Genomic DNA, 8273 nt, shown 5'->3' with positions numbered 1-8273 from the left:
GGGGGGACCCTGTGGGAGAGTAGGACGCCGCCGAACAATCATTGTAGAAAAGCCCTGTACCGGGTATCCGGTACAGGGCTTTTCTGCGTTTACGGGCATTGGCCGAAACGGGCCAGGTAGTGCCAGACCCGTTTCAGGGCCTGTTCGTCGTACCGGCCGGTGCGGGCCGCCTCGCCGAGGATGCGGGGGGTCAGCCGGCCCGCCACGGCGATCGCCGAGCCGAGGTCGACGTACGCCTGGCCCCGGTAGTCGGGGTGCCGGCGGAGTTCGTCGACGGTGAGGTGGAAGCCGGCGTGCCATTCGATCGCGCAGGGGAGCTTCTCCGCCGCCGCCTCGACCTCGGTGTCCCGATGGCTGGGGTCCAGTACGAGCGCGGCGACGTCGCGGTCGAGCCGGACCGGGGCGTGGATCTGGGCCTCGATGTAGTCGTCCAGTGCGTCCTGCTCGTCGGCCTCCGCGAGGGCGAACAGGGACATGCGGTCGGCGACGCCGAAGGACTCGGGCTCGAGGTAGCTGTCGGGGTAGCAGAACGTGGTCCGGGGCAAGGCCTCCGCGGTGAGGCGGAAGTGCGCGGAGCCGAAGCGGGGTGCGGCACCGACCGGGCGGCGGCGGAAGTTCAAGGCCCCGTAGACGGGGCGGGCTTCGGCCGGCGCCTCGTCGTAGGCGCCTCCGAAGATGCGGCTCTCCCAGTGCCAACGGGCGCCCCCTGCATGGGCGGTGAGGCCGCCGTTGCTGGTGCCCGTGACGAACTGCGAGCGGTAGACGCCGTCCTCGGCCAGCGCGGTGAGGATCGGGCGGTCGCCGAAGATGCGGTCGGGGTGGAAGTTGAGCGTCACCGCGAGGGTCGGGTCCAGCGGGGGGCCCGACGAGAGCTCGGTGACGTGGCGGAGAGCCCGGGCGTGTGGATTCATGGATGCAGTGTGCATCAGTCCTGTGATTGGATCCGCGCTTATGGATCAGTATGTGATGCGTGCGGTGCAGGGTGATGAGTGGGAGAAGGTCAAGGAGTTGCGGATCGCCGCTTTGCGGGATCCGGCAGCGCCGGTGGCCTTCCTGGAGACCCTGGACCAAGCGGAGGCCAGGCCCGATGAGTTCTGGCAGGACCGGGCGGAGGGGGCATCGCACGGGCGGAGCGCGCGTCAGTTCGTGGCCGAGGCGCCGGACGGGCAGTGGGTCGGTTCGCTGACCGTCCTGGTCGAGGAGAGCGGGACCACCGACTTCTTCGAGCGGGTCGTCGAGCGGACCCAGGGGCATGTGGTGGGCGTGTTCGTACGGACGGAGCACCGGGGCGCCGGGGTCGCCGACGCCTTGTTCACGACTGCGCTGGACTGGGCTTGGTCGCTGGAGGGGCCGACGCTGGAGCGCGTACGGCTCTTCGTGCACGAGGACAACCCGCGGGCCGGGGCCTTCTACCGGCGGTTCGGGTTCCGGGCGAGCGGGCAGGTCGTGCCGCTGGCAGGGGCGGCGGCGGGGGATCAGGGGGCCAAGGAGCTCGAGTACGTCATCGCGCGGCCGTAGTCAGCTGTGGGTGGCCTCGAAGGCTGCCTCGGGCCAGCGGGCGCGGGCCTGTTCGCGGCTGCGGCACAGCGCCAGCAGGGGGAGCGGTGCTTCCTGGAGGAGCTCGGGGAGCTGGGGGATCGGGGCCACGGCCGCGACGTCCTCGAGGACCAGTGTGAGTGGTGGGTCGAGCCGGCCGTGGGATGACCGTGCGGCCATGCGGCGGCCGTGCTCGACCACGCTCGCGGCGAGTGCGGTCAGCAAGGGCATCGCACCCGGGTGGGTGCGGGGGTCTTCGAGCGGCTCGCCCACCATGTAGAGGGTGCCCCCTTCACTCACGAACGATGCGAGGGTCAGTGCATCTGTTCGGTTCGGGTTGCAGGCCTCGCGGATGTGGATGGACGTGAGGCAGGACAGGGCGCGGGCCGTCAGGTGCTGGGCCTGCTCGCGGCGTTCGGGGTGGGCGGTGAGGGCGCTCTCGAGTTCGCCGGCGGCGCCGGGGGCGGCCCGGGGGTGCGTACGGAGGATGCGGACCGGGTCCTGGGCGCTGTTGCCCTGGGCCCAGCGGTGCAGCTGCTTGAACGGGCGGTCGTCGAGGTCGGCTGCCTGGAGCCAGCTGCGCAGGAGCGTTTCCGCCGTGTCGGCGATGGCCGCGTCCATGCGGGCCTGGGGGCGTACGGGGGCCAGGAGCGCGATGGCGCGGGCGGCGGCGGTGTCGCGGTCCGCGCAGGCGTCGGCGGGGTTCCAGTGCATGCGGGCCGGGGTGTCGCAGAGGTGCGAGGGGTCGTAGAGGAGGACCGGGCCGAGTTTGGCGCGGGCGTCCTTGGTCTCCGCCCACAGGGCCGGGGAGGAGGTGACGACCAGGGCCGCGCCTTCGGCTGCCGCCAGGGCTTGGAGGGCCAGGGGGTGGCGCTGGGCCGGGTGGCCGTAGGCCATGCGGGTGTTGCCGTTGCCGCCGCTGTTGTCGGGGGCGCTGCCCCCGTGGCCCCGCGCCTCGAACGCCGGCGGGGCTGGATGGGGCACCGGGCCCGGGATGGGCGGCGTGGGTGCGTGGTGCGGCAGCGTGGGCGCGTGCTGCGGAGCGGTCGAGGTCGGGACCGGTGCCGGTGCCGGTGCCGGGATCGTGGGGCCGGCGCTGGTGGGGGCGCTGCCCCCGGACCCCCGCGCCTCGAACGCCGCCGGGGCTGGATTTGCCGCCGGGTGCGGATCGGCCGGGTTGGGCGGCGGGCCCGGTTTCGAGCCGCGGGATCTGGTGCGGGCGATCACGCCCATGACGAAGATCGTCAGGACGAGCAGGATCAGGAGCTGGCTGATGAAGAGGCCCCAGAACAGGCCCCAGCCGGAGAGGGCCGATGGGGGCGTGTCCGGCCAGGCTCCCGGGATGTCGTGCGGTTGAGCTATCAGGGCGCGGACCGCGCCCGCGGTGCGGGTGAACGTCACCGTGGACGGCCAGGCGCCCTTCGAGAAGAGCGCGGCCAGGCCCGTGGACGTCCAGACCAGGGTCGCCAGGCCCAGGAGGAACGCGAGGAGGGCGATCAGGAGGGCGTCCGGGATGCCGCCTGGTTTGCCGTTCCGTTCGTCGTGCATTTACGCCACCGTTGTTGCCGAGCCCGGGCCGCCGTTGCGGTGGCGTTCCATGAGGAGGGCTCTCTCCTCCGCCTCCAGTTCGGCCGCCAGCAGGTCGTCGGGGAGCTGGTGCTGGGCCGAGGATTCCGTCATGGCGCGGTCCGTGTAGACGAGGGGGCGTTCCGCCTCGGTGATCAGGTGTTTGACCACCTGGACGTTGCCGTTGACGTCCCAGACCGCGATGCCCGGGGTGAGGGTCGGGATGATCTCCACCGCCCATCGGGGCAGGCCCAGGACCCGGCCCGTCGCTCGGGCCTCGTCCGCCTTCTGGGCGTAGATGGTGCGGGTGGACGCCATTTTCAGGATGGCTGCCGCCTCGCGGGCGGCGGCGCCGTCGACCACGTCGGACAGGTGGTGGACGACGGCCACGAAGGACAGGCCCAGGCGGCGGCCGAACTTCAGGAGGCGCTGGAACAGCTGGGCCACGAAGGGGCTGTTGATGATGTGCCAGGCCTCCTCCACCAGGAAGATGCGCTTCTTGCGGTCCGGGCGGATCCAGGTGTGTTCCAGCCAGACGCCGACGATCGCCATCAGGATCGGCATGGCGATCGAGTTGCGGTCGATGTGGGAGAGGTCGAAGACGATGAGGGGGGCGTCCAGGTCGATGCCCACCGTGGTCGGGCCGTCGAACATGCCGCGGAGGTCGCCGTCGACGAGGCGGTCGATGACGAGGGCGACGTCGAGGCCCCAGGCGCGGACATCGTCTATGTCGACGTTCATGGCCTCCGCGGACTCGGCCTCCGGGTGGCGGAGTTGTTCCACGATGTCCATGAGGACCGGCTGGCGGTCGCGGATGGTGTCGACGACGTACGCGTGCGCGACCTTGAGCGCGAAGCCGGAGCGCTCGTCGAGGCCGTGGCCCATGGCGACTTCGATGATGGTCCGGAGCAGCGCGAGCTGGCCGGTCGTCGTGATCGCCGGGTCGAGGGGGTTGAGGCGGATCCCGTCGTCGTTGGCGGCGATGGGGTCCAGGCGGATGGGGGTTATCCCCAGCTGCTGGGCGATGAGGTTCCACTCGCCGACGCCGTCCTCGCCCTGGGCGTCGAGGACGACGACCTGGCGGTCCCGGAAGCGGAGCTGGCGCAGGACGTACGTCTTTTCCAGGGCGGACTTGCCGTTGCCGGATTCGCCGAGGACCAGCCAGTGCGGGGCCGGGAGCTGCTGGCCGTACAGCTGGAAGGGGTCGTAGATGTAGCCCTTGCCGCTGTAGACCTCGCGGCCGATGATGACGCCGGAGTCGCCGAGGCCGGGGGCGGCGGTGGGCAGGTAGACGGCCTGCGCCTGCCCGGTGGAGGTGCGTACGGGCAGGCGCGTGGTCTCGACCTTGCCGAACAGGAAGCTGGTGAAGGCGTCCGTCAGAGCGGACATGGGATCTCGCATGGGCGGCACTTCCCTCCAGCTAGCGTCGGATGCCGGTGGCGAACGGCAGGGTGTTGACGAAGGCGCGGTGGTGCTCGCGGTCACACCATTCGAGCTTCAGGTACGACTTGCCCGCGGAGGCGCGGATGGTGCGCTTGTCCCGGGCGAGGGCCTCCGGCGATCGCGACGACACCGTGATGTACCCGACCAGGTTGACTCCTGCCGCACCGCTGGCGAGATCTTCACCCCTCTGGTCGAGCCGGCCGTGGGCGGCGATGTCCCGGGGGTCGACGGTCCGGTTCATCTTGGCGGCGCGGCTGGCGTCGGCCTCGTCGTTGGTCTTCTCGGTGAGCATGCGCTCGATGGCCACCTCGGTGGGCTCCAGATCCATGGTGACGGCGACGGTACGGATCACGTCCGGGGTGTGGACGAGGAGGGGCGCGAGGAAGTTGACGCCGACCGGTGTCATGGGCCACTCCTTCACCCAGGCGGTGGCGTGGCACCAGGGGGCGCGGGTGGAGGATTCGCGGGTCTTGGCCTGGAGGTAGGTGGGTTCCACCGCGTCGAGTTCGGCGGGCCAGGCGTTGCGCTTGGTCATGGCCTGGATGTGGTCGATGGGGTGGTCCGGGTCGTACATGGAGTGCACGAGGGAGGCGAGGCGGCCCTGGCCCAGCGGCTGGCGGACGCGGATGTCGGCCTCGGCGAGGCGGGCGCAGATGTCGGTGAGCTCGCGGGCCATGACGATGGCGAGGCCGGCGTCGCGGTCGAGCTTGCGGCCCTTGTGGGGGGTGCCGGCGCGGGCGATGGTGTGGGCCTCGGCGGCGAGTTCGCGCGTGTAGTGCATGCAGGCGACGAGGTACGCGCGGTGCTGTTCGGAGGAGGTGGAGACCATCGACTGGAGCTGGTCGTACGAGTCGCGCAGCCAGACGGGGGCGTTGGTGTCGCCGCGCTGGGCGACGTCCTTGGCGTGGGCGTCGGGGTCGGCGGGGAGCGTACGGGCGAGCATCTGGAGGCGGGTGACGAAGCCGTCGCCGTTGGCCACGTGCTTGAGGAGGGTGCCGAAGCGGTCGACGAGGGCTTCTTGGTCCTCGCTGTCGCGCAGGCCGACGCCGGGGCCCTCGATCTCGATGGCGGCGGTGACGGTTCTGCGGTCGGCGTGGAGGAGGACGGCGATCTCGTCGGGGCCGAAGGGGGCGGCGAGCCAGTTGATCCGGCCGATGCCGGGGGGCGGGCCGACCTCGACCTCGCGGCCGTCGGCGGCGCGGACGCCGGCTTCCATGGCGCTGGAGCGGTAGGTCGTACCGCGGCGCAGGGTGCGCTTGTAGCTGCGGTTGATCTCGAACCACTTGTAGAAGGTGCGGCCCTTGTACGGGACGTACACGGCGGCGAGCGCGAGCATGGGGAAGCCGGCGAGGCTGACGATGCGCAGGGTGAGGGCGGGGACGAGCAGGCCGCTCATCATGCCGAGGAACGCGCCGGCGATGATCAGGGCGATCTCGCCGCTCTCGCGGTTCTTGCCGACGATCGCGTTCGGCCGGGCCCGGCCGATGAGATACGTGCGGCGGGGCGTGACCGGGTGCAGCTGGTGTGAGTGGGTCGTCAACGCCCGTCACCTCCTGTGTTCCTCGTACTCGAGCTCGTGCGGGGCGGGGGTGCGGCGGAGGGGACGGATCCGCCGCCGGACCCGCCGCCGGAGGTGGGGCGGCTGCTGTGGGCGGCCACGCCTCCGGAGAGGGGGTTGGCGGGGCGGGGGGCGCCGGAGCCGCCGTCGCCGCCTCCGCGGTGGGCGCCGCGGCTGCTGTGCGTCTTGATGCCCTGGGAGACGAGGGAGGCCGGGGAGCTTATGACGGCGGCGGCCTGGGCGCCGTCGGTGGCCTTGCTGCGGCCCGCGCGGGCGGAGGCGATCTCGTCGCCGAAGCCGGGGACGAAGCGGTAGATCATCGCGGAGGCGAAGATCGCCAGGAGGATGATGGCGAGGCCGGAGACGACGGCGGAGAACGCGTTGGGGCCCTTCTCGCCGGCGAGGGCTCCGGCGAGGCCGAGGACGATGACGATGACCGGCTTCACGAGGATGACGGCGATCATGATGCCGGCCCAGCGGCGGACGTGGCCCCAGAGGTTGCGGTCGACGAGCCCGGCGTAGACGACGACGCCGAGGAGGGCGCCGACGTAGAGCAGGGCGGCCCGGATGAAGAGCTCGAGGAAGAGGACGCCGGCGGCGAGGACGGTGACGAGGGAGACGACGATCAGCATGATCGGGCCGCCGCCGATGGAGTCGCCCTTCTTGAGGGCTTCGATGAAGGAGCCGAAGAAGACGTCGGTCTGGCCGCCGCTCGCCGAGGCGATGACTTCTGTGACGCCGTCGGTTGCGGAGACGACGGTGTAGAGGATCAGGGGGGTGAAGGCGGAGGCGAGGACGGTGAGCCAGAGGAAGCCGACGGCTTCGGAGATGGCGGTGGTGAGGGGGACGCCGCGGATGGCGCGCTTGGCGACGGCGAAGAGCCAGAGGACGAGCGTGAGGATGGTGGAGGCGGCGAAGACGATGGCGTACTGCTTGAGGAAGGCGCCGTTGGTGAAGTCGACGTTGGCCGTGCCGTTGATCGCTTTGCTGAGCTCGGTGACGATCCAGGCGGCGGCGTCGGCGCAGCCCTTGGCCAGGGAGGCGAGGGGGTTGAGGGCGTCGGCGGGGTCGTTGGGCGCCAGGCCCGTGCGGGGGGCTCCGCCGGCGGCTCCGCTGCCGCGCTCGCAGTATTCCCGGGCCGGCCCCGCGATCAGGGCGCAGGGGTCGTTGCTCGCGCTCGGCGTGGGCGTGGGTGTGGGCGCGGCTGCCGCGCGGGTGGCGAAGAGGATGACAGAGGTCTGCACGGCTGCAGCGGTGGCGCCGATGCTGAGTAGCGAGAGCCTGCGGCTAGCGGGCATAGGTGAACCCTCCGAATTCGGTGACGGCCTTGCCGATTTCGTCGGAGGTGGACACCGGGTTGTCGCCGGTGACGGGGGTGGGACCGTCCTTCTGGGCGGTCTCGACGACCTTCCAGTCGGATCCGTTCCACTTGAGGTTGAGGGAGAGGGTGAACCAGCCGCTGGTCACGGGGCGGGTGGACTTCTCGCCGGTGAGTCCGAACAGGCCGATGCACCACACGTCCACCGAGGCGGTCCCGTTGGCGAAGTTCTTGACCTTGGCTCCTACCGGAACGGTCCGGTTGACGAAGGTGTAGCCCGCAGGGGCGAGACCGTCCTTGGTCAGACCGATCTGGGAGAGCAGGCCGGCCGAGTAGTCTGCGTCGAACCCGGCCTGGAGCTTCGCCCGTGTGCTGTCGTCCGCGACGGCGTCCACGATCGCGTGTCTGCGCTGCGTGTTGAACATGCCGTCAGAGCCCAGCGAGACGGCGTAGTTCGAGGCGGCAGACTGCGCGCCCTGTTCGTCCTGTGCAAACCCGGAGGGGACTCCGCCGTTCTTGCCGTCCACCGGGCGGGTGCCTGTGGCCTGGGTGGAGGCGGGGGCAGGGGGGGTGTCCGCCGAGGGGGTGGTCGGGGTGTCGCCGGACTGGTTCGCGAACGCGATCGCGGCGATCAGGAGGACCACCACGCCGACCACCGTGACCAGGCCCCGGGAGGCTCGGGGGGTGCGGCGGGGGGTGCCGTACGGGTCCGCGGGGGCGTCGGGGAGGCGGGTGCGGGTCTGGCCCGTGCCGCCGACTTCGCCGTAGCCGCTGCCGACGCCACCGCCGTACTGGTCTTCGTTGCTCATTCCGTGTCCGCCCCCTCTGCGTCGTACGACGGTGGTGTGGTGA

Annotated in this window: 7 protein-coding genes; 1 reads left to right on the top strand and 6 read right to left on the bottom strand. The window is 71.3% G+C overall.

The window, feature by feature from the left end:
- Positions 1-89 precede the first annotated feature (89 nt).
- Positions 90-911 (bottom strand): DUF3626 domain-containing protein, encoded by an 822-nt coding sequence (locus ACFYXK_RS32450; RefSeq protein WP_389414398.1) that lies wholly within the window; start codon positions 909-911, stop codon positions 90-92.
- Positions 912-966: 55 nt separating this feature from the next.
- Here ACFYXK_RS32450 and ACFYXK_RS32445 point away from each other — a divergent pair, with 55 nt between their 5' ends.
- Positions 967-1518 carry a GNAT family N-acetyltransferase gene (locus ACFYXK_RS32445; protein ID WP_389414397.1) on the top strand — a complete coding sequence of 184 codons (552 nt, stop codon included), beginning with the start codon at positions 967-969 and terminating at the stop codon, positions 1516-1518.
- Here the strand turns inward: ACFYXK_RS32445 and ACFYXK_RS32440 are convergent, their stop codons facing one another.
- Genes ACFYXK_RS32440 through ACFYXK_RS32420 form a run of 5 tightly spaced genes read right to left on the bottom strand, consistent with a single transcriptional unit; the run spans position 1519 to position 8230 of the window.
- Positions 1519-3084, bottom strand: coding sequence for a type VI secretion protein (locus ACFYXK_RS32440; RefSeq protein ID WP_389414396.1), 1566 nt, complete (start codon positions 3082-3084; stop codon positions 1519-1521). It abuts the gene before it with no gap.
- Positions 3085-4503 carry an ATP-binding protein gene (locus ACFYXK_RS32435; RefSeq protein WP_383517225.1) on the bottom strand — a complete coding sequence of 473 codons (1419 nt, stop codon included), beginning with the start codon at positions 4501-4503 and terminating at the stop codon, positions 3085-3087.
- Between the two features lie 19 nt (positions 4504-4522).
- A complete protein-coding gene (locus ACFYXK_RS32430) occupies positions 4523-6085 on the bottom strand; it encodes an SCO6880 family protein (RefSeq protein WP_389414395.1) in 1563 nt (520 codons plus the stop codon).
- Entirely contained in the window at positions 6082-7401 is a 1320-nt protein-coding gene (locus ACFYXK_RS32425) for a hypothetical protein (protein WP_389414394.1), read from the bottom strand. Before ACFYXK_RS32425 ends, ACFYXK_RS32430 begins: the two co-directional genes overlap by 4 nt.
- A complete protein-coding gene (locus ACFYXK_RS32420; RefSeq protein WP_389414393.1) occupies positions 7391-8230 on the bottom strand; it encodes a hypothetical protein in 840 nt (279 codons plus the stop codon). Before ACFYXK_RS32420 ends, ACFYXK_RS32425 begins: the two co-directional genes overlap by 11 nt.
- Positions 8231-8273 lie beyond the last annotated feature (43 nt).

Origin of the sequence: Streptomyces sp. NPDC002209 (genome assembly GCF_042890265.1) — a bacterium.
Classification (GTDB): domain Bacteria; phylum Actinomycetota; class Actinomycetes; order Streptomycetales; family Streptomycetaceae; genus Streptomyces.
The sequence above is the reverse complement of the archived record's forward strand: the minus strand, read 5'-3'. Positions and strand labels throughout refer to the sequence as shown.

What these genes read in the sequence shown, in the direction of transcription:
- ACFYXK_RS32450 (WP_389414398.1), bottom strand. Translation starts at nt 911, where the DNA reads ATGAATCCACACGCCCGGGCTCTCCGCCACGTCACCGAGCTCTCGTCG.
- ACFYXK_RS32445 (WP_389414397.1), top strand. Translation starts at nt 967, where the DNA reads ATGCGTGCGGTGCAGGGTGATGAGTGGGAGAAGGTCAAGGAGTTGCGG.
- ACFYXK_RS32435 (WP_383517225.1), bottom strand. Translation starts at nt 4,503, where the DNA reads ATGCGAGATCCCATGTCCGCTCTGACGGACGCCTTCACCAGCTTCCTG.
- ACFYXK_RS32425 (WP_389414394.1), bottom strand. Translation starts at nt 7,401, where the DNA reads ATGCCCGCTAGCCGCAGGCTCTCGCTACTCAGCATCGGCGCCACCGCT.
- ACFYXK_RS32440 (WP_389414396.1), bottom strand. Translation starts at nt 3,084, where the DNA reads ATGCACGACGAACGGAACGGCAAACCAGGCGGCATCCCGGACGCCCTC.
- ACFYXK_RS32420 (WP_389414393.1), bottom strand. Translation starts at nt 8,230, where the DNA reads ATGAGCAACGAAGACCAGTACGGCGGTGGCGTCGGCAGCGGCTACGGC.